The sequence below is a fragment of the Psychrobacter sp. NG27 genome (assembly GCF_016106655.1).
Classification (GTDB): domain Bacteria; phylum Pseudomonadota; class Gammaproteobacteria; order Pseudomonadales; family Moraxellaceae; genus Psychrobacter.
The window spans coordinates 1-21,019 of the sequence record NZ_JADGIN010000012.1 but is presented as its reverse complement, the minus strand read 5'-3'; the positions used below and the strand labels follow the sequence as shown (position 1 = coordinate 21,019).

Genomic DNA, 21,019 nt, shown 5'->3' with positions numbered 1-21,019 from the left:
AATGACGCTTAATTTAGATGATGCCAAAAACACCGCCGAAGTACTCACCACGGCACTGCCCTATATTCAGCGCTTTGTTGATAAATTGATCGTCGTAAAATATGGTGGCAATGCGATGACTGACCCTGAGCTTGAAAGCTCGTTTGCCCGCGATATTGTGTTGCTAAAAACCGTCGGTATACACCCAGTGGTGGTACATGGTGGCGGTCCACAAGTGGACAACCTCTTAAAAGAGCTTGGCCGTCAGTCAAATCGTATCGATGGGATGCGTGTCACAGACAAAAGCACCATGGATATCGTCGAAATGGTTTTGGGTGGCAGCGTCAATAAATCTATTGTCAGCTTGATCAACAAGCATGGTGGTCGTGCGATTGGTCTCACGGGTAAAGACGCCAACTTGATCTTGGCTAAAAAGTTAATGATGGAAAAAATCGGTGAAGATGGTATCGCTGTTCCTATAGATTTAGGGTTTGTCGGCGATGTGGTAAGCGTCAATAAAGACGTGATTAACATGTTGATTGCCTCTGATTTTATCCCAGTCATCGCGCCACTTGGTGTTGATGCCGACGGCAATACCTATAATATCAATGCCGATTTGGTCGCAGGTAAAGTGGCTGAGTTTTTGCAAGCAGAAAAGCTCATGCTGCTCACCAATATAAAAGGGGTATTGGGCCGTGATGGCGAAGTTGTGACTGGACTCACACCAAAGAAAGTCGATAGCCTAATCGAAGATGGTACAATCTCAGGCGGCATGATTCCCAAGATCCAATGCGCGCTCGATGCGGTGCGTAGCGGCGTCAAAAGCGCTGTCATTGTAGATGGTCGCGTCCCTCATGCCACGCTATTGGAAATTTTCACCAATGAAGGGGTTGGTACGCTCATCAGTCGTGAGATAGATTCGTCAGTGAGCTAGTAGAACACGGTCGTAACTGACATAAAAAAGCCCGAACTTGGATACCAAGCTCGGGCTTTTTTATGATTCATGAATGCTTTAATAATCGTTAGTAAGCAAAGCGCTTAATAAGCACAGAACTCAACAGAGCTATGGCTACTGTTGCCATATACCTGCATGTAATGATTGCCTTTATTTTCGGTAAAATAAGAGGTCTCATTATCATAGCGATCAGCATCTAAGCGCCCTTTAGGCCCTGAAACGTATGCGACATTTATTTGGTCATCGCCCACATTACGAATCACTAAGTTTTGCTCAGGTAGCAACCATAAGCGGAACAACTTACCATCTTTGATGTTACCGGTAAAACTGCCGCAATAGCTGTCTTTGGCAAAAGTAATCTTAGTAGATGAGTCAGCGGCTTGGACGCCTGTCACCATCAAAAATGCTGTTGCAAGCGTGGCCATTAATAACAACTTTTTCATAGTCTTATCCCTAACCATTATAAACAAGCAAACTTAATTCCATTCATGAAATCATAGTTTATAACGTGTCAAAGTGATAGCTTTTTTATGAAAAATTTGTATCAAATTCGGCTTCATTGAAACCGCAAAGTAGCACTGGCTGACCTTGGGTTTTATCATCGGATTGACCCTCAACCATCGGACGTTTGATCATACTAGTATTTTCCACGAGTAAATCGATCGCAGCATCCACATTGGCATCTGCCGCTTGCTTTTCATCATCGTCTAGCTTACGCCATGTGGTACCACGCTTGTTGAGCACTTTATCAATTCCTAGCTCATTCACCCAGCGCTGGATACTCTCTTTGTCGATGCCTTGTTTTTTATAATCATGAAACTCGTAGCTGACGTTTAGCGCGTCAAGCTTAGTAAATGCTTTTTTCATGGTGCTACAAGATTTGATACCGTAAATAGTGATGGTCATAGAAACTCCTCATGAATGTTCATTGATCTGTTTATTATACCCAAGGATGATGAGATGTAGACAACCCATCCCTCTAAAGTCACTTTTAATCCATAAACCTCATGAGCAAATACATCATATCGTCGCAATTTTTGCCAAATTACGCTATGCTATGGCATTGTCAAATTCCCCCTATTTTTATTAGTATCAACCAATTTTGAGCCGACTATGAGCAACGCCGTGACAGCAGACCAAACAGAAAAAAACTATTACAACCCACAAGCGATAGAAGCCGCGCAGCAAGCCAAATGGGCAGATGATAAGCGCTTTGAAGTGGGCAATGAGCCAAGCGATAAACCAAGTCGTTACATGCTGTCTATGTTTCCGTACCCAAGCGGCAAGCTGCATATGGGTCACGTGCGCAACTATACAATCTCTGATGTACTGAGCCGTTACTATCGCCTTAAAGGTTTTGAGGTTATGCAGCCAATGGGCTGGGATGGTTTTGGTTTGCCAGCAGAAAACGCGGCGATTGCCAATCAAACCCCGCCTGCGGCATGGACGTTTGCCAATATTGACAACATGCGTGCGCAGCTCAAACTGCTCGGCCTATCCATTGACTGGTCGCGTGAGTTTGCTACTTGTAGCCCTGAGTATTATCAGTGGGAGCAGTGGTTATTTTTACAGCTGTACAAAAAAGGTTTGGTCTACAAAAAACTCTCTACCGTCAACTGGGATCCGATTGACAACACCGTACTAGCCAACGAGCAAGTCATCGACGGCAAAGGCTGGCGTAGTGGCGCTGCAGTTGAGAAGCGCGATATCCCGATGTACTACTTCAACATCACTGATTATGCGGACGAATTGCTTGATGACTTGGACCAGTTAGAGGGTCATTGGCCGTCTGAAGTATTGACCATGCAGCGCAACTGGATCGGTCGTAGCGCGGGTATGGAAGTACACTTCCCTTATGAGCTGTCTGGCGAGACCAACACATTAGATGTGTTCACAACCCGTCCTGATACCTTGATGGGCGTGACTTATGTTGCGGTTGCAGCAGAACATCCACTCGCACAGTATGCCTCAGAGAATGATGAAGCGATTGCTGAGTTTTGTGCCCTTTGCAAAAAAGGCTCAGTGGCTGAAGCAGATATGGCCAAAGCCGAAAAAATCGGTATGGACACTGGCCTGACTGTGACGCATCCACTGACTGGCAAAGAAGTGCCGGTGTGGGTTGCCAACTATGTGCTCATGAGCTACGGCTCAGGTGCGGTCATGGCAGTGCCTGCACATGATGAGCGTGATTATGAGTTTGCTAATAAATACAACCTACCGATTAAGCAAGTCATCACTGTGCCTGAAGGTTATTTTGATAATGAAGAAGCAGATGCTAAGGCCAACAATACCGTCGCCAACCTTGCCTATACCGAACGTAATACCTTGGTCAATTCAGGTGAATTCGATGGTCTAGACTTTGAGCAAGCGTTTGAGGCGATGCTAGCCAAGCTTGAGCCAAAAGAGTTGGCCAAGAAAAAAATCCAATATCGCCTACGTGACTGGGGTGTTTCTCGCCAGCGCTATTGGGGCTGCCCAATCCCAATGATCAACTGTGAGCATTGCGGTACAGTACCTGTCGAGGAGCAAGACCTGCCAGTCATATTGCCAACGGATGTCGTACCAGATGGTCGTGGCAATCCACTCAAAAACATACCTGAGTTTGTCAATACCACTTGCCCTAAATGTGGCAACCCTGCTGAGCGCGAGACCGATACCTTTGATACTTTCGTTGAGTCAAGCTGGTATTACGCCCGCTTTGCTAGCCCAAATGATGCGCAAAACATGGTTAATAAGTCTGCTGCCAATAAGTGGCTGCCGGTTGATCAATATGTTGGCGGTGTAGAGCACGCCGTAATGCACTTATTATATGCACGCTTCTTCCATAAGCTGATGCGTGACGAATCACTCGTATCAGGGGATGAGCCGTTTGCCAACTTGATGACCCAAGGCATGGTACTCGCAGGTACTTTTTATCGCGTCAACGCAGATGGTAGTACGACCTACTACTTTGCTGAAGATATCGATATTGATTTCGATGAGCGTGGCCAACCAATCAAAGCCCTCCTAAAATCTGATGGGCAGCCTGTGACGATTGGCAAAATCGAAAAAATGTCTAAATCAAAAAACAATGGCGTCGATCCACAAATTACCATTGATAAGTATGGTGCGGACACCGTTCGTCTGTATACGCTATTTACCGCGCCTGCCGATCAAACGCTTGAGTGGTCAGATGATGCGCTAAAAGGCCCATACAACTTTGTGAAAAAAGTATGGCGTATTGCAAACGACCATATGCAAGCATTAACGGCCGCCAATATCAGCAGTGATACGCTCAACAGTGCAACCTTAAACACAGAAGGATTGAGTACCGCTGCCAAAAACTTGCGCCGTAAGACTCATGAAACGATTGCCAAGATTGACAGCGATTTAGGCGACCGTTTGGCACTGAATACGCCTGTGTCTAGTTTGATGGAACTTGCAAACGAGCTGACGGGCTTTAATGCCAGTAGTGAGCAAGAGCTACACATCAAACACGAAGCGCTCACCAACTTATTAATCATGCTATCGGTCTATGCCCCGCACGTCGGCGAGCATCTACTTGAGCAGCTAGGGCTTGATACCTTAACCCTAAACTATCCAGCCGTTGATGACAGTGCGCTCGTACAAGACACCATCACGATGGTGGTGCAGGTCAATGGTAAAATGCGTGGTAAAATGGATGTCGCACCGAACAGCGATCCTGAGCAGTTAAAAGAACAAGCTCGCACGATGGAAAGCGTGGCAAAATTCATCACAGGCGAGATCAAAAAAGAAATCGTTGTGCCCAACAAGCTCGTCAATATCGTGGTTGCAGGCTAAGGTTAAGCTAAGACTTTTAGGCTTAGGCAACTAAGCCTTTTTATCATATGAGGATAGCGTTATGTCGTACAAGCATCGAGCTGGGCCATCAGATCAAGCAACCCCTAACGCACCAAGTATGGCTGCGCGAAAGTCTGGTGCAAAAAAAATCGCGGCCGTGTTGCTAGCAGGATTGCCAATGTTTGCGGTAGTAGGTGCAGCAGCGACGCTGAGCGGTTGCGGCTTTCATCTACGCGGTTATGACGCGCCTATGTTACTTGATGTCAATAGAACCGCTGTAATTATCGAGGACAACCGCACCTCATTTCCTCTGAAACTGCCTTTGACGAAGCGTCTTGAAACCTTGGGCGTTGATGTTATTGACAATATGAGCTCAGATGAGGTGACCCGCAATAATCAGCAAATCGGCCCTGACACCATTGCAGCAATTGATATCAGCAATATGCGTTTTAAACGTTATGAGCTGGTTGGGGTATTGACAGAGATTCGTCTGGTACTGTCCGCCGATGTCAGCTATCAAGTCATGGAAAATGGCAAACTGGTGACTCTGACCAATCCCATCCAAGTGGATCGTAGTTACCAATACAATGAAGCATCGGTCAGTACCGATGATCAGCAAGGCGATCAAACGCGTGACTGGCTATATGACACGCTAGCCCGCCGTATCACTGATCAATATGTCGCTCTGTCTCTGCCTAAAGTCCCCTCAAAAAATGCCAAGATACCTGTGCAAACAGGCAAAGGATCCGCATCAACGGCGGTGGTGTTACCAACACCTTAACCTTTTGTCTTCTAGACATTTACTATTTATCATCATCAATCTGTGCGCCACCACCTTATGCAAGATACCTTTATAAAAGCCTATCCAAAACTACTCCAACCCTCGGTTGGCGTAGCAGGGCTGTGGCTGGCGCATGGTGATGAGCCACTGCTGAGTCAATGGCTGATGGATGCGCTACGACCGCACTGGCGCGCGCAAAATTACGCCATCAAACGCATAGAGCTGGTTTCCGTCAAGAGCTGGCAAGAAGTATTATCAGAGCTTGGCAGTCAGTCTTTATTCGATGATGCCAGCGCTTTAATCGTGACGGGCAATCATAAACCTGACAAAGCGGTTACCGCGGAGTTAGAGCGCTTTGCCATTGAGGCACAAGCCGGTACGCATAGTCACAGTCTATTGTGGCTCACGCCTAAGCAGGATAAACGCAGCCAAAGCAGTAAGTGGTTTGCCCCTTTTTCGCAATATGGTAATGTTATTGATTGCAATCTTTACAATGAGCAGCAGCGACAGCAGTTATTACAGATACAGGCACAGCAGTTTGGGTTACGACTGTCTCAAGAAGCGTGGCAGCTCCTGATGTCACATACGGAGCACCATTTATTAAGTGCTTATCAAACGCTTTGGCGTCTGTCCTATCTGTTTGCACCGCAGTTATTTACAGACGACACCAAACCTACTAGCAATGATACACAGCCTACAAGCACCGTGGCGCTAGATATCGCAGATCTGCAAGCAGCACTGGTCAGTGATGCTCACTTTAGCGTGTTTGACTTGTCTGATGCGATGCTCGCTGGCAATAGTGCACAAGTCGCTAAAATCATGTTTCAGTTAAAGTCGACCGACGAACCCACCACTCTAGTGCTATGGGCCATCAGCAAAGACATGCGTCAAATTATACAATTGATGGATGGACAAGACCCGCAAGCACTCGGTATTTGGCGTAGTAAGCAAGGGTTATATCAACAAGCATGCCGCCGTCAATCAAAAGAACAAACGAGCGAATGGCCTGCCCTGCTTTACCGCTGTGACCAAGCTATCAAAGGACTTATTCGCCAGCCAGCATGGGAGCTATTACTACAAGCAGCATTGGAGCTCGCAGGTAAGCGTTTATTTGCCATGCGCTAAGGCTCGCCTGTCACCAACTTTTATTGTTTCTCTTATTAACAAGTTATCCATCTCTTCTCTTGTTGATCTATACGTTTTTCTTACTGGTTTATACATTTAAACGCTATAAATCCAGATCCTACCACCCTATTTTGTTCTCCTATAATCTCCGTTTTATTGATTTTTAGTAAGCATTTCTTTTCTGTACCTATCTCTATTCTTGGCTACCTTAACCTTTCGTAAACTAATTAACATTCCCTTTTGTATATGAAGGCTCTACTATATCTACACTTGATTTAATTGTAATTGGATTGTTGTCATGCGCAAAATAAGCAAAAAGTCTGCTATTAAATGGGGTGTCATCACCTTAATTATCGTAGCATTAGAGGCTTTAGCCTATACTTTTTTAAAACCAGAAGAAACCACACCTAATTATTTAACCGCAACCGTTGAAGTTGGTGATATTGAAAACAATGTCATGGCATCCGGTAAAGTAAAAGCGTTGAATACCGTCGATGTAGGGGCACAGGTATCTGGTGAAGTAAAACGCCTGTACGTTGAAGTCGGTGACGAAGTCAAACAAGGCGATTTGATTGCACAGATTGATCAAGTGACTCAGAAGAACAGCCTGAGCAATGAACAAGCCAGTCTTGAACAGAGCGAAGCCGCGCTACAAAGTGCCCAAGCAGAATCGTTAAGCAAACAAGCCAGTCTAAAAAGTGCCTATGCCGATCTTGCCAGCCGTCAGTCTGAGCTAAAGCAAGCCCAGTCTGATTTTGCGCGTTTGCAAGACTTAGTCGCTATCGACGCTATCTCGCAGCAAGAATACGACACCCAAGCGACCAGTGTCGAGACCGCAAAAGCAGCTGTTGCCAATGCACGTGCAGCTATCGATACAGCAAAAGCCGCGATTGCGACCACCGAAGCCAATATCAACAGCCAACAAGCGGCGTTACGTAAATCACGAACCAACGTCAGTACTGCTGAAGAAGATTTGAGCTATACCACGATTCGCGCCCCGATATCAGGTACTGTCGTTTCTATTACCACTGAGCAAGGCACCACCGTCAACGCCAACCAAACAGCGCCAACACTAGTGACGTTAGCGGATTTATCGACCGTACGTATCAACGCGCAAATCTCCGAAGCTGACGTCATTAACGTCAATGCTGGTATGCCTGCTTATTTCAATATTATTGGTAATCCAGATCAGCAGTATGATGCGACGTTGACTGCTATCGAGCCTGCCCCAGAGCAAATCAGTAGCACCAGCTCAACAGACGCCGCTATCTATTATGTCGGCTACGTAGAAGTACCAAACCCTGACCGCTTGTTCCGAATTGATATGACCGCGCAGATTTATATCATCGTTAACGAAGCCAAAAACGCCCTGTTAGTACCGTCAACAGTGATACAAGAAAAACGCTCTAAAGGTAAAGAAAAAGGCAAAGCAGCCACTGGCAAGTTTGTACGTGTATTAAAAGAGGACGGAACCGTAGAAGAGCGTACTGTAGAAGTCGGTATCGATAACCGAGTAAATGCGCAAATCTTAAGCGGTTTGAAAGAAGGGGAAGAAGTCATCATCAGTGAAGAAAGCGGTAAGAAATCAGGTAGCGGCCGTATCCCTGGTGGACCTCGAATGTAACTTGTTCTTTGACTATGTTGAATAAAAAAGGGCTTGTTAAACATAGCAGCCCTTTCATAACAACACTATAACGCTTATTAGCCTTTATTAAAGACACTGCTATGACTATATCTCAATCTCCTAAACCGTCGACTGAAAATAGCTCTGAAAGTAGCACGGCTCAAACCTTAGGGTCACACACTTCTGCTAACCCTTCAAACAGCTCAGATAATTTAGACAATTTGGATAACTTAAATAACTTAGACAGCTCAGATAACTTAAGTAATCCGGCAAAAACCAATACCGTTAATCACCCTGCACCAGGCAAGCCCATTATGGAGTTGTCTGGCATTATCAGAGAGTTCCCTGCTGGTGAGCAAACTATTCGCGTTTTGCATGATATCAATCTAACTATCAATCAAGGTGAGATGGTCGCCATCATTGGTCAGTCAGGCTCTGGTAAGTCCACCTTGATGAATATCTTAGGTTGTCTAGATCAAGCCACGGCTGGTGATTATAAGATTTATGGTCAATCCGCCCGTAAGCTTGATGCCGATCAGCTGGCCGAACTGCGCCGTGAACACTTTGGTTTTATTTTTCAGCGCTATCATTTGCTTGGGGATATTAGTGCCAAAGACAATGTCGCTGTCCCTGCCGTGTATGCGGGCATGGATACCGAGGCACGCACCAATCGTGCTGAGAAGCTATTAACGGATTTGGGCCTTGGCAATAAGGTAAATAACCGCCCTAATCAGCTCTCAGGTGGACAGCAACAGCGCGTTTCTGTTGCTCGTGCACTGATGAATGGCGGTGACGTTATCTTAGCAGATGAACCAACTGGTGCCCTAGATAGTAAGTCTGGCGAAGATGTCATGGCAATTTTGCATGACCTCAGCGCACAAGGCCATACCATTATCATGGTCACTCATGATCCAAAGCTGGCGGCACAAGCAGAGCGTGTGATCGAGCTAAAAGATGGCTATGTTATCGCTGACTATCAAACTGAGCATTATAAGCACACCGACAAAAAACCAGAGTCTATCCTGGGTGAACATCGTAAAAGTGCCTTTGGTAGCTTTATAGATCGACTACTTGAAGCGTTTAAGATGTCTTTGCTTGCCATGCGCGCGCATAAGATGCGTACCCTACTGACTATGCTCGGCATTATCATCGGTATCGCTGCGGTTGTATCTATCGTAGGTCTTGGACAAGGCTCTCAGCAGCAAATCCTTGCCAATATCAGCTCGTTAGGTACCAATACCATTACCGTCAATGATGGCTACCCTAGAGGCGACCCTAGACGCCGCTATAATGATGACAACTTGACGCCAGAAGACGCAGAAGCGGTCGGCAATCAGCCATATATTATCAGCGTCAGCCCTCAAGTAAATGCCAACTCTAGCGTGCGCTATCGTAGTATACAAGAGGATGCTACCGTCAACGGCGTTGGCGAAGACTATCTAACCGTTACTGGTGAGACGTTGGCATTGGGCCAAGGGTTTGATGCAAAAAGCGTCACATTACGTAGTCAAGATATCATCATCGATGACAATGCTAAGCAGACCTTTTTCTCAGATATTGATAATCCTGTCGGTGAAGTGATACTGGTTGGTAGTGTACCTGGACGCGTGATTGGCGTCCTCGAAGAGAGCGATGGTGGCTTTGGTCCCAGTGTGACGACGCCTACCATTTATATGCCTTATACAACGGTGATGTCGCGTGTCACTGGTAGTACCAATATTGACCGCTTTGTAGCATTGTTAGATGACAGTATCTCTTCTAGCGCCGCAGAGACTGCCATCTCGGACTTGATAGAGAGTCGCCATGGTAAAGATGACTTTGAGCTGCGCAATTCAGACTCTATCCGTCAAACGATCGAATCGACGACAGGCACGATGACCCTGCTTATCTCATCAGTCGCGGTTATTTCATTGATCGTCGGTGGTATTGGGGTGATGAACATTATGCTGGTCTCTGTCACCGAACGTACCAACGAGATTGGCGTACGTATGGCAGTGGGTGCGCGTCAGAGCGATATCATGCAGCAGTTCCTCATTGAGGCCGTTCTGGTCTGTATTTTAGGGGGACTGATTGGCATTGGGCTGGCCTTTGCCATTGGTGAATTAATCAATAGTGTGGGCGGTGATAATTTCAAAGTTATCTATTCGTCGACTTCCATTATTGCCGCTTTTGTGTGCTCGACACTTATTGGCGTGGTATTTGGATTCTTGCCTGCCCGTAATGCCGCCAAATTAGACCCTGTTGAAGCATTGTCTAGGGACTAAAAGCTGTGACTGGCATTTTAAATCAGTATTTATTGCCATCAAACATCCACCAATAAGCCAAATCAGATAAAAAAAGGCATTTTTTTGCATTAATTGCATTTTTTTGGCGCTTCGGGGTTGTATTTGGCTCATTTATATATATAATGTGCTCTCACGTTTAGAGATACAAATTAACTAAACGGGAAAGCAAGCGTCATGCTTAGATTATTGAGTATGGTTTGCAAACATTAGGGCTGTTAGCTCAGTTGGTAGAGCAGTTGACTTTTAATCAATTGGTCCCGCGTTCGAGTCGCGGACAGCCCACCATATTTAGTTTAATCTTTATTAATCGTTCTACCCTATCCGGTAGTAGACTAATAAAGATAAGTTTAAAAGACATCGTTAAGATGTTTAGTTTTAGAAAGTTCTTTAGTTAGAATTTTTTCTTGCAGAGTTAAAAAGCATTGCTTTTTTATATACTCTTCAGGGCTGTTAGCTCAGTTGGTAGAGCAGTTGACTTTTAATCAATTGGTCCCGCGTTCGAGTCGCGGACAGCCCACCATATTTAAAAAGCCCAGTTACTAAGGTAGTAACTGGGCTTTTTTTCGTCTGGGCTTTTTGAACGTGTTTTTTAACTTTGGCTTTTACTTATATTTTATTATGCCTACGTTTAAACAGTCGAAAGTTATCTTTTTTGCGCCATAGCAGTTTATGTCTGATCGTATCTTTGATGGTACGCGGGTGTTTAGGCGCTTGAGCAATGAACCCATCAAACTCTGCCTCACTCATCGCCAGCTCTCGTCCATGTGCCATCATCACCATTGAAGGTTGTAATGCTCTTATTTTTTTTAACGATTGAACATAGTCTTTAGGATAATAGACAGGAAATGGTGCTACAAATTTATGGCGTAATTTAATGATTAAATCAGCGGTATATACTTCGCGACTGGGCAGATGAAACAAAGACAAATCACGATCCGTATGACCTGGCGTCTCTAGTACTTGCCATTCATCAAAATGTGGCACAAGCTCGCCATCTGTGACAGTGATATCTGATTTTAGGCTTGCCGAGTAATATAGGTTTTTGAATGGGCGTCCTTGACGTCTGGCCACATAATATCCTAGATGTATATCTACGAAGTGCATCGTGTGCCCACCAATACCGCTATACCACTGCTTTTTTTTATCCGCTGAGACAATCAGACAGCCAGTCTTTTCTCGAAACTTATTCGCACCGCCTGCATGATCCGGATGCATATGCGTGACTACTACTACTTTTAGGTCGGTGATGGGTCGTTTCAAAGTTGTCTCAATATAGTCAAGCACCATCGGTACATCAGCACGGCAGCAACCATCTAACAGCATTATTTTATCTGGATATACTGCCAGATAACTACTTTGGATATATCCTTCTAAGCGTACAATTTCACATAGACTCATTGGTGTTCCCTACCTCATTCGTCGTTATTATTGTGAGGCTTTTGTTCAGTTTTATAGCCAATCTTTAGTATAGCGCCCGTCACCACAAATAAAATGATTTTGAGTGAACGCTTGTGACTATATACGAAAGTAATCCGGCATACAGAGACAATGCAGCTAATAACGATTAATAAATAACAATTAGCATCTTTATACGTGACTTTTATCCATGATAATTCTCACCTTATTAGTAAAAAGCAAAAACCCAGCGCTTAGGCTGGGTTTAAGAAAACATTTAGTATCTTATTTAGTATTTTGGATAATTCGTAAATTATCTACTTATCGACTATGCAAGATCACGAACCTTTGGCTCACGCTCCCATAGACGAGACTTAGCATTGTTAATAAAGGCATCTAGCTCAGCCAATGGCGTCACAAATTCATCTTTTTCAACTGGGAGTTTACTTAGGATAAATTCATCAGTCGCGCCGCAATATGCGATGGCTTTGCAGTGGTTGTACGCATCATTAAACCAATCTAGTGCTGAGCTGTCTTTTGCTAGCTTCTTGGCCTGCTCAGGCATGATGATACTAACGACAGCATCAAACATCACTGAAGGACCACCAGCGAGACGCTCATCGGCTTGTATACGGGTACCATCATCCAATACCACTTCTTTATTAGGTGCTACAATCTTGACGCTAGCACCCTGCGCTTTGGCAGCATCTTCGAACTTCTTGACTTCACTGCTATTAGAACCTTCCGCGACTAATATACCGATCATACGGCCTTTTAGTGTATCAGGCGTTAGACCAATCGTTTGTACCGCTTTAGAGGTTCCCAAGTCTTGGACAGGTGCAGCCGCATCCGCTGGCTCTGGTAGCTCCATACCCAGTGCCGTTGCTACGCGGTTGGCCAAGTCTTCATCGATATGAATCAAATGGCTCAGCATACGCGTACGTACATGAGCTGTATCTACTTTACCTAGCTCAAACGCATAAGCGGTTGCAATATGTGCTTGCTCGGTTGCTGTCTGGCTACGATAGAACATACGTGGCTGGCTATAATGATCTGCAAAGCTCTCGTCACGCACGCGGCCTTTTACGCCATCATCTAGTTGCTCATGGAATGAGTTGAAACCACGTTTAGCGCTTTCACGAGGACGAGTTGGATCTAAGCTTTGTGGCTCATAAAGCACACGCGTCTTAGGTACCTGCATTTGCATATGACCATCTTGCTGATTGTTAGCAAACGGACATTTCGGTGCATTAATAGGAATCTGGGCAAAGTTTGGCGAGCCTAAACGTGATAGCTGAGTGTCCAAGTAACTGAATAGACGACCTTGTAATAATGGGTCATTACTAAAATCAACACCGGGCGGCAGATGCGATGGGCAGAATGCTACCTGCTCCGTCTCTGCAAAGAAATTATCTGGATAGCGGTTCAATACCATCTTACCGACGACTTTTACTGGTACCAATTCTTCTGGAATCAGTTTGGTCGCATCGAGATGGTCAAACGGGAATTCGTTGGCTTCTTCTTCGGTAAATAACTGTACACCAAACTCCCACTCAGGATAGTCACCGTTGTTGATTGACTCAAACAAGTCGCGGCGATGATAATCAGGATCAGCGCCTGAGATTTTCACTGCCTCATCCCATGTGGTTGACTGTACGCCTAGTACTGGCTTCCAATGGAAACGTACAAAGGTGCTCTTCCCTTCTTTGTTGATTAAGCGATAGCTATGTATACCAAAGCCTTCCATCATACGTAGGCTACGTGGTAGACCACGATCACTCATCAGCCAAATTAAGTTATGCATAGTTTCAGGACTTAATGACACAAAATCCCAAAAGGTATCATGAGCAGAGGCAGCTTGTGGGAAACCGCGATCTGGTTCTGGTTTTACCGCATGAATCAAATCTGGAAACTTCATCGCGTCTTGAATAAAGAAGATTGGCATGTTGTTACCAACGATATCCCAATTGCCTTCTTCTGTATATATTTTCACAGCAAAACCGCGCACATCACGTGGCGTATCTTTTGAGCCTTTGTTACCCGCTACCGTTGAGAAACGCGTAAACAATGGCGTTTGCTTGCCTGTTTGGGTCAATACTTTGGCAGTCGTATATTTTTCTAGTGACTCTGTCAGCTCAAAATAACCGTGTGCTGCGCTACCACGAGCATGGACGATACGCTCAGGGATACGCTCATGGTCAAAATGATTGATTTTTTCACGTAATACAAAATCCTCTAACAGCGTCGGCCCACGTGAGCCTGCTTTTAACGAGTTTTGGTTATCAGCTATAGCCACACCTTGCTGCGTGGTTAATACTTTGGTGTCGTCGCCTGCGCGCTGATGGGTTTCACCACCATTGCCACGTTCAGTGTTCATGTTTTTGGCGGGGTCCGTATGATCGATATTATTATTCATAAAAAGTCCTAGCTAATAGATTGAGAGTGCTCTTTTAAATCACTAAAAGAGTGCCTACACAGGTTTGATATCCTTTGAGATAGTGGTGACTTCATCTGTCATTTATGTGTCTGCGTGTTCAGCATTGCCGATCGTTAAATTGATACCGCACTAAAATTCGTAAAGGAATAATAGGCTTAAGACTTATATTACCCAAAAAATAAGTCAGATATAGTTGCGTATATAGTAAACCTTGTTGATGTTTGGTTAAGGTTTATAGACGCTATAAATTAGCTGCTTTAGATGGCCTTAAATGAGCATAAACGTTAACAATAGAATCTTGTAATGTAGTTATTCTTTAAGGTATGCTTTTTATGAAGTACTAGAGACTATTGATAAATAAATTGGCGTGGTTTTAGCCTTATATTTATCTTTTTTATATTATTGAATTCAAATAGTTCTGATACAAGAAAACCGAGCGCAAGTTATACATTAGTATGGTTAGCGAGGATGACAATGTAGCAGATTTATATGGATTTGACGATGCGACTATTCTTTATATAACTATAAGGCTACCTACCATGTTACCAACTCTAAGCTCCCCGACTAAAAAACCTTATCACTCATTGCTAGTAGGCGCGTCAATGGGTCTAATGGCATTAACGTTCAGTCAAACGGCTGCTGCTATCACGACCAAAAACGTGACCTATACGGTCGATGATAAAGCGTATGAAGGCTATTACGCCAAGGCAGATAAACCAAACGCACCTTTTATCTTATTGATCCATGATTGGGATGGTCTAACTGACTATGAGCGCAAACGTGCTGACATGTTAGCGGCTGAAGGCTACAACGTATTGGCGGCAGACATGTTTGGACAAGGCATTCGCCCCACTTCTATGGAAGAAAACAAACGCCTAACTGGGGAGCTATATGATGATCGTAATAAAATGCGTCGCATATTAGCAGGGGCATTAACGGCAGGACAACTACAAGGCAATGATGTGCGTAAAGGCACGACTATGGGATATTGTTTCGGCGGTACGGTCGCGTTAGAGCTAGCACGTTCAGGCTTTGAGCAAAAAGCCTTTGTACCCTTCCACGGTGCATTCGACATTCCAACCGGTCAAAGCTATGACAAAACTACGGGAGAAATCCTAGTATTCCACGGTTCTGCTGACCAATCTGTCTCGCTAGAGAGCTTTTCGACTTTGGGCAAGACATTAGAAGCAGCCAAGATACCTCACGAAATGGTTACCTATAGCGGCGCGCCACATGCCTTTAGCGTATTTGGCAGCGATAGATATGATGCTCGCGCCGATGAGCGCTCTTGGAAACGCTACTTGGACTTTTTATCAGAAGAATATAAATAACCTAGCAGCACAAGTTGAATAAGTAATAATATAAGCAAACCCAAACAAAAAGACACCTCAATTAAGATCTAATAGTGATCCATTAAGGTGTCTTTTTATTTATTTAGTTTTTGCTGACGCTTTAAAAAATTAGCGCTTCTGAAATACCAATAGTTGATTATTAGCAGGCATTGCATATGTTTTAGAGAGTTGTAGATGGTGAGCATTTGCTAAACTAACGACATCTTCTTTATCGCGAATGCCGCTATCAGGATTACCTGCCCTCAACATCGCATCAAATCGCTGGTTACCCTCACTGGTATAGTTACCATGCTCATTAAAAGGGCCATATACAATCAGCTTACCGTCAACAGGTAGCGCATCGCTAGCTAATGTAAATAACCGCTCCACCAAAGCCCGACTAATGATATGCAAGGTATTGGCCGTAAATATCACATCATAAGGTTTGGCTATATCACTGCTATTTAAATGACCACTATCTAAATGACTACTAACAGGTACTGAGTCATGCCCCAAATCAAACGCTAATGGCGAATATAGATTGGGTGCAGGATAAGCATTGTGCCAAGCAATTATATGACGGTGATTACTAATGACATCGCTGGTTTGCCACTGTAGCTCAGGCAGATTGGGTGTAAAGTAAACACTATGCTGACCTGTCCCAGAGCCAATCTCTAATACATGATTAAAGCCTTGTAGCTCTGTTTGGAGTACTTCTAGAATAGGCTGCTTATTATTTTCACACGCTTGAGAAAACGGCAATGCAGGAATATCTACTTTATTATTTGGATTATCACTATCCATATTATCGTCATGCATCACTATCCTCCCAGGTCGTCTATTATGCTCTCAATATTGATAGCAGTAGATTAACAAGCACTGTCTATGACTGACCTAATGCCCGCCAAACAACTGACTACTAGTAAATACCTGCCTCTACCCCAGCAGCCAACGTCATAGCAAGCTCTTCTACTTGCTCAGCAAAGCTATCTTGCCAATCACCTTGTAGTATCAGCGCCTCTTGAATCCATGACCAGCGTAACCCCGTCGTAATAGTTTTGAGCGCAAGCTTGGTGCCTGTACCATCATGCCCCGCGCGTATATATACCGCAAATGGCATGCCTTGCTTCTTTTCTAGCACGGGATAATAGCAACGATCAAAAAAATCCTTGGTCAGCCCTGCCATATACGCCAGATTCTCAGTCGTGCCTAGCAGTAATGTATCAGCAGCCAACACATCTTCAGGCTGCGTATCCTGCGGTGATTTCAAAATGACGTTGATATCTATATCAGGGTGATTGGCACCCTCGAAAGCCGCCTGCGCCAATTTCTGAGTATTGGGCGACGGCGTATGAGCGACAATGAGTAAAGTCTTAGTAGACATATTAGGCTTCTGTGCCATTGTTAAATACTAGATTTTGAGTAATGGCAGGATCCAAACTATTGCCTACTGGACAAGTCAACGCGGTTTTATAAAATCGCTTTAAGGTACTCTCGTCCAATGCCTTTGAAAAATTAACCACAATATGTATTTCACTTACACGCCTTGGTTTGGCAGCCATAACTTTGGTGACCTCTGCGGTCGTACCTGAGATATCGATATCCATCGCTTCGGCTTTGATACCAATAATTGTTAAGATACAACTGCCCAAACTGGTCGCTAGCAAATCAGTAGGAGAAAAGGCTTCGCCCTTACCATGATTGTCCGTTGGCGCATCAGTGATGATTTTATTATTTGACTGTAGGTGAATGGCTTGGGTGCGTAAATTGCCTTGGTAGGTTACTTTTGAGGTTGTCATGGAATTCTCTTTTATAAGTAATATTGGGTGTTAAAGTACGATTTAATTTTCAATTATTTTGCAAATTAGATAGTAAATACTCAGTGATTCAAAAATTATAAATACTCAATAAACATACGATATTTTAAGTCTGAATCAGGTGCAGGTATATTATAATTGGTAAATACTTGTTCCCATTGAGATACACATCCGAACAGTACTTCCATCAGTCCCTTTACATTGCCATCTGAATTTTGAATGTCAAAGGACACTCTCATAGCTTGCATAATTTCAGTCATTTTTCCATCATCACCTATACCTAATAACATGTGCCCCGAGATTTTAGAATCGACCGAGGAAACAGATGACTTACGTCCTTCAAGCAATTTAAAGTGCTTTGACAAGTTTGCAATTGAACCACAATAATTCAGCCATTCATTTTGAAAGTGAATATTATAAAAATCTGACTTTTCAGCATTATCTAAATTCAAGTATGCAAGACACCAATCTCGAAGGGATAAAGATGTTACACAAAAATTAAAAAAGTGATCTACTTTTTCCTGTATATCTTCGGAAGTCCATGTTCTTTTACCTTCACGTAACAACTTCTCTAATAGATCCTTAGGTTCTTTGTATTCTTTTAATATGGACATTATTACTCTTAAGGTAGAATTATATAATTAATTTATATACAAATTTTCAAGTATATAATTTTTAAATAAATCTTCGCTAGCCCTTAAATATCTGTCGAAACTGAAAATTCTCTGAGCACACTCGATCCGGCAGCTTTATGTATAGCTTCATTAGCACTGCCACCGCCTATCAATTAGGGTTTGGCTACATTTACTATAGCATCGACATTAGCAGTCGCGACCTTCTTCCTGATAGGCTACCCTCGTGTGTTTCTACCGTTCTTCCCACTTATTTTCTGTAAGGTTATACGCCTTATCATTATCATGAGAAGCAATGTTTGCATTTAACTGAAGCGACTCTCCACCCACCTCTTTCCAGCACTCTGAAAACCACTGGATCAGCTCATCAATCGCGATACTCCATGGGTCAAAATCTTCATCCTTATTGATATACTTCTCTTCAAGCTCGTAAGGGTAGACATACTCTATCTCTAACAATTCTGGCTTAACAGGCGACGGATATTGAGCTTCATCATTGACATAAACAAAGTGCTCAGAATTATTTGAATCCATAAAAAAAATTTTAACTGGGAATTCTTGTGTGAATCCATCGGCAAATATTTCAAACTCTAGACTGACCACTCCTTTTGGATAGCTATATTCGATTAACGCTTTCAAAACTGGTTTTATACTCGTAGTGAGTCTATGTAGATGTTTTTAAACTTTCTCTGAAAATTCTTGATCGATGTTCATTTTATTCTCTTTTTATACTATTTCCTCAATTAGACTGAATCATGGACTGCAACGTGTGATGTATATTGTCATATCTTTTCAACTCATGAAACTTTAAATAAATCTGTACCTGAGTTGCTTTATCAAAAAACTAACTGCACAGCGTAAATAGTTAAATAAAATCAGTAAAAAAGGGAAACTCTGTTCCAACTAAAACCTTTTGACCTACCCTCCATACTTGCCGAACGCTCCAGCCTATCTAAAGATTATGCTATTCTATATTGGATATATATAAGCATTTATTTAGTTTTAGCAAATTTTTTAGTTATTGCTAATTAAACTATAAATACAGACTCAAATACTTTAAATAGGCGTTCCATATGTTTATAAAAAAACATTTTTTTCATTTATCTATTTTTACCATGTTATTCATGTTTTGCAGTAATGCACAAGCCGAAACTCATCAAGATAAAATCCAAGTAAAGGTATTTATCGCAGCGATGTTTGAAATTGGTGAGAATAGTGGAGATAAAGCAGGCGAATTTCAGCATTGGTATAATCAATATTTTACAGATGGTAAGCCTATAAAAGTAGAAGGTGCCCATAACCCAGTTTATTGTAACTTAGAAGGTGTCTGTGGTTCGGTATTAGGGATGGGTAAAGTAGGGTCTTCAGCATCCATGCAAGCAATCACACTTTCTCCTAAATTTGACTTTAGCAAAAGCTACTTCGTTCTAAGCGGTGTCGCAGGAAGACCACCGAGTAAAGGCACGATAGGTGATGTAAGCTGGGCGTCTTGGCTCGTAGATTACGACTTAGGTCACCGCTGGAAAGCTGAAGAAGGTGAAAAAGGTGCACCTACGTTTACACCCCGTAAAGGCTATGAAGATATTCGCCGCTATCGACTTAACTCTGAACTACTAAAATGGAATCTACATCTCAGCCAGTCAGTTGCTTTAAAAGATTCAAAGGAAGCCAGTGCCTATCGAATCAAATATCCTGATGCAGCAGCACGACGGAGCCCAGCTATAACCGTAGGCACTCATATGACAGGAGATACCTTTTTTCATGGTCCAGGGTTGTCAAAACAAGCTCAATATATAGCTGAATTATATAATGCAGATGATTACATTATCACTGAAATGGAAGCCGCTGCAATAGCACAAGTACTTAACAGAACGGTAGGGATTGAACGCATAATGAGCTTACGTGGTGCAGTGAATTTTGACCAAGGTAATCCAAATGAGACCACGCTTCAACATCTAGATCCAGCTCCAGGAGAAACAGCTGGTGGCTTTGCAGAAACAGTAGAAAACATAGTACTAGTAGGATCAAAAACTGTCGATCACATCGTTGATAACTGGGATATCTGGGAAAAAGGTGTGCCAAAATTCAAAGAACAATAAAAAATTCAAGATGAATTCTAAGTAGTACAACAGACAGTTAATAGTTAGCAATTAGTAAATAGTTTCTAGAGTGGGTTTACGCTCATTCTAGGAACTGCTAAAGCTAAAAGCTCCACTACAAACATAGCTCTTCCATTACAGCTTCATTAGAAAATGATTAAGCCCTCTATCCGCCTATGTTCATTAGATAGCATACGATTAAGTAAGCTATAAGATTCATCCTTGATATAGACCTCTATTCAATCTTTAGCGAGTTTTCTCACTCCATTTGAATTACTCAAAAGATGACAGTGCCACTCAGCTAAATAATAAAGATATCTTATCACTCTTAGCAAGAACATACCTATTCCAATATCAATGCCTAATACCTCACGGCTGTCTCCTTTATCATACTAAAAGGGTGGAAGCGGATATTCTGGCGTCGTTTATCGCTTATAAACTCTACTGACTAGGTATAATCTAATACATTTGGTTAGATTCAACGGAATAGTATTGCCTGATGATAGATATTTATTTTGTCTTAGGGCACGGATTTAGCTTTAAAATAGTATATACGCAACGAAAGAATTTGTGATTCTATAAGTAGTAAAGTTCGAATATACGTTGAAGCATTGGCAAAATAATTTTTAATGATAGCCAAAGAAAAGCCCCCTACGCGTTAGCGTAGGGGGCTTTTACTTTAGAATAGAGAGCTGACGATGACCTACTCTCACATGGACGAATCCACACTACCATTGGCGCAACGATGTTTCACTTCT

General features: G+C 43.1%; 17 protein-coding genes and 2 tRNA genes. 10 read left to right on the top strand and 9 right to left on the bottom strand.

What is annotated here, in order from left to right:
* The first annotated feature begins 1 nt into the window (after nt 1).
* Entirely contained in the window at nt 2-913 is a 912-nt protein-coding gene (gene argB, locus IP485_RS12965) for an acetylglutamate kinase (RefSeq protein WP_198327612.1), read from the top strand.
* A 104-nt stretch (nt 914-1,017) separates the two neighbouring features.
* Here argB and IP485_RS12960 read toward each other — a convergent pair whose 3' ends face one another.
* On the bottom strand, nt 1,018-1,377 hold the full coding sequence (locus tag IP485_RS12960) for a hypothetical protein (RefSeq protein ID WP_198327609.1): 360 nt from the start codon (nt 1,375-1,377) through the stop codon (nt 1,018-1,020).
* An 85-nt stretch (nt 1,378-1,462) separates the two neighbouring features.
* A complete protein-coding gene (locus tag IP485_RS12955; RefSeq protein WP_198327608.1) occupies nt 1,463-1,840 on the bottom strand; it encodes an arsenate reductase in 378 nt (125 codons plus the stop codon).
* Nucleotides 1,841-2,047: 207 nt separating this feature from the next.
* Here IP485_RS12955 and leuS point away from each other — a divergent pair, with 207 nt between their 5' ends.
* The 7 genes from leuS to IP485_RS12920 all read left to right on the top strand — a co-directional run bounded on the left by leuS (nt 2,048) and on the right by IP485_RS12920 (nt 11,070).
* A complete protein-coding gene (gene leuS, locus IP485_RS12950; RefSeq protein WP_198327606.1) occupies nt 2,048-4,735 on the top strand; it encodes a leucine--tRNA ligase in 2,688 nt (895 codons plus the stop codon).
* A gap of 61 nt (nt 4,736-4,796) precedes the next feature.
* Nucleotides 4,797-5,516 carry a hypothetical protein gene (locus tag IP485_RS12945; RefSeq protein ID WP_227686547.1) on the top strand — a complete coding sequence of 240 codons (720 nt, stop codon included), beginning with the start codon at nt 4,797-4,799 and terminating at the stop codon, nt 5,514-5,516.
* A gap of 57 nt (nt 5,517-5,573) precedes the next feature.
* Nucleotides 5,574-6,641: a DNA polymerase III subunit delta gene (gene holA, locus IP485_RS12940; protein WP_198327604.1), complete on the top strand. Its 1,068-nt coding sequence runs from the start codon at nt 5,574-5,576 to the stop codon at nt 6,639-6,641.
* A gap of 298 nt (nt 6,642-6,939) precedes the next feature.
* Nucleotides 6,940-8,265 (top strand): efflux RND transporter periplasmic adaptor subunit, encoded by a 1,326-nt coding sequence (locus IP485_RS12935; protein ID WP_198327602.1) that lies wholly within the window; start codon nt 6,940-6,942, stop codon nt 8,263-8,265.
* A gap of 314 nt (nt 8,266-8,579) precedes the next feature.
* Nucleotides 8,580-10,529: a MacB family efflux pump subunit gene (locus tag IP485_RS12930; RefSeq protein ID WP_198327634.1), complete on the top strand. Its 1,950-nt coding sequence runs from the start codon at nt 8,580-8,582 to the stop codon at nt 10,527-10,529.
* Between the two features lie 230 nt (nt 10,530-10,759).
* A tRNA-Lys gene (locus IP485_RS12925) sits at nt 10,760-10,835 on the top strand.
* Nucleotides 10,836-10,994: 159 nt separating this feature from the next.
* Nucleotides 10,995-11,070 (top strand) — tRNA-Lys (locus tag IP485_RS12920).
* An 86-nt stretch (nt 11,071-11,156) separates the two neighbouring features.
* Here IP485_RS12920 and IP485_RS12915 read toward each other — a convergent pair.
* On the bottom strand, nt 11,157-11,948 hold the full coding sequence (locus IP485_RS12915; protein WP_198327600.1) for an MBL fold metallo-hydrolase: 792 nt from the start codon (nt 11,946-11,948) through the stop codon (nt 11,157-11,159).
* A 325-nt stretch (nt 11,949-12,273) separates the two neighbouring features.
* The gene (locus tag IP485_RS12910; RefSeq protein WP_198327598.1) at nt 12,274-14,361 is read right to left on the bottom strand and encodes a catalase; all 2,088 of its coding nucleotides are present in this window, start codon (nt 14,359-14,361) and stop codon (nt 12,274-12,276) included.
* 560 nt (nt 14,362-14,921) lie between these two features.
* Between IP485_RS12910 and IP485_RS12905 the strand changes: the two genes are divergently transcribed.
* Entirely contained in the window at nt 14,922-15,713 is a 792-nt protein-coding gene (locus tag IP485_RS12905; RefSeq protein WP_198327596.1) for a dienelactone hydrolase family protein, read from the top strand.
* 129 nt (nt 15,714-15,842) lie between these two features.
* Here the strand turns inward: IP485_RS12905 and IP485_RS12900 are convergent, their stop codons facing one another.
* From IP485_RS12900 to IP485_RS12880, 5 genes are all read right to left on the bottom strand, one after another.
* Nucleotides 15,843-16,532, bottom strand: a complete 690-nt coding sequence (locus tag IP485_RS12900) for a DUF938 domain-containing protein (protein WP_198327594.1) — start codon at nt 16,530-16,532, stop codon at nt 15,843-15,845.
* A 100-nt stretch (nt 16,533-16,632) separates the two neighbouring features.
* On the bottom strand, nt 16,633-17,097 hold the full coding sequence (locus tag IP485_RS12895) for a flavodoxin family protein (RefSeq protein ID WP_198327592.1): 465 nt from the start codon (nt 17,095-17,097) through the stop codon (nt 16,633-16,635).
* Between the two features lies 1 nt (nt 17,098).
* Nucleotides 17,099-17,512 carry an OsmC family protein gene (locus IP485_RS12890; protein WP_198327591.1) on the bottom strand — a complete coding sequence of 138 codons (414 nt, stop codon included), beginning with the start codon at nt 17,510-17,512 and terminating at the stop codon, nt 17,099-17,101.
* Between the two features lie 95 nt (nt 17,513-17,607).
* The gene (locus tag IP485_RS12885) at nt 17,608-18,144 is read right to left on the bottom strand and encodes a hypothetical protein (protein ID WP_198327589.1); all 537 of its coding nucleotides are present in this window, start codon (nt 18,142-18,144) and stop codon (nt 17,608-17,610) included.
* Nucleotides 18,145-18,396: 252 nt separating this feature from the next.
* A complete protein-coding gene (locus IP485_RS12880; RefSeq protein ID WP_198327587.1) occupies nt 18,397-18,801 on the bottom strand; it encodes a hypothetical protein in 405 nt (134 codons plus the stop codon).
* A gap of 434 nt (nt 18,802-19,235) precedes the next feature.
* Here IP485_RS12880 and IP485_RS12875 point away from each other — a divergent pair, with 434 nt between their 5' ends.
* Nucleotides 19,236-20,261: a purine-nucleoside phosphorylase gene (locus tag IP485_RS12875; RefSeq protein ID WP_198327585.1), complete on the top strand. Its 1,026-nt coding sequence runs from the start codon at nt 19,236-19,238 to the stop codon at nt 20,259-20,261.
* The last annotated feature ends 758 nt before the right edge of the window (nt 20,262-21,019 follow it).